Annotated in this window: 1 protein-coding gene; it reads left to right on the top strand. The window is 41.6% G+C overall.

Going from position 1 to position 902, the window contains the following annotated elements; all coding sequences use genetic code 11:
- Positions 1 to 902: DEAD/DEAH box helicase family protein (locus tag ABD917_RS08720; RefSeq protein WP_345119669.1), on the top strand; the 902-nt coding region annotated here is incomplete at both ends.

Raw genomic sequence — 902 nt, 5'->3', positions numbered from 1 at the left:
GCAGGAAAAGGCAAGCGTGTGTTGTTTCTGGTACCCTCCCTTGCTTTGATGTCACAAACAATCCGTGAATGGACCCTTGATACAGAAATCCCCTTGCGTTCCTTTGCGGTGTGTTCGGATACACAAGTAGGCAAACGTCGTAAAGGGAAACATGATGATGAAGCTGGTCTTGATGCATCAGATCTTGTCTTACCGGCTACCACGGATGCAAAAGAACTTGCACGTAAAGCCAATAAGACCTCTCTTGATGTGATGACCGTGGTCTTTTCGACCTATCATTCCATTCAAGTGATTTCCGATGCACAAAAGGAATATGGTTTACCCGAATTTGATCTGATCATTTGTGATGAAGCCCATAGAACAACGGGTGTTGTATTGGGAACAGACAAGCATGAATCTGAATTTATCAAGGTTCATGACAACAGTATTATTCGAGGGAAAAAACGCCTCTACATGACAGCAACGCCAAAAATCTTTGCTGATAGTGCTAAAAGACAAGCCCATGAGATGAATGGCATTCTGGCGTCTATGGATGATGAAGCGCTCTATGGAAAAGAGCTTTATACCTATACATTCTCTAAAGCCGTGAAGAATGAACTCTTAGTTCCTTATAAGATTATTGTTTTAGGCGTTAATGAAGAGGAAGTGAGTAAATCCATTCAACATCTGATGACCGATGAGAATTATGAACTTACCCTTGATGATAAGACCAAGATCATAGGCTGTTATCAAGCTCTTAGCAAAATAGATCTGAAGGTTGATTTGAGTGATGACCCCAATCCCATGCGGCGGGCTTTGGCTTTTTGTAGAGACATTAAGACCTCTGAACGTATCTGTGACACATTCAATTCTAAAGGCATGCAGGAAGAATTGTCTGGTATTCATAAGCTCTATAAAGAGAC

Origin of the sequence: Bartonella pachyuromydis, from assembly GCF_039543065.1 — a bacterium.
GTDB classification, from domain to species: domain Bacteria; phylum Pseudomonadota; class Alphaproteobacteria; order Rhizobiales; family Rhizobiaceae; genus Bartonella; species Bartonella pachyuromydis.
This window is presented reverse-complemented; position numbering and strand designations above follow the sequence as displayed.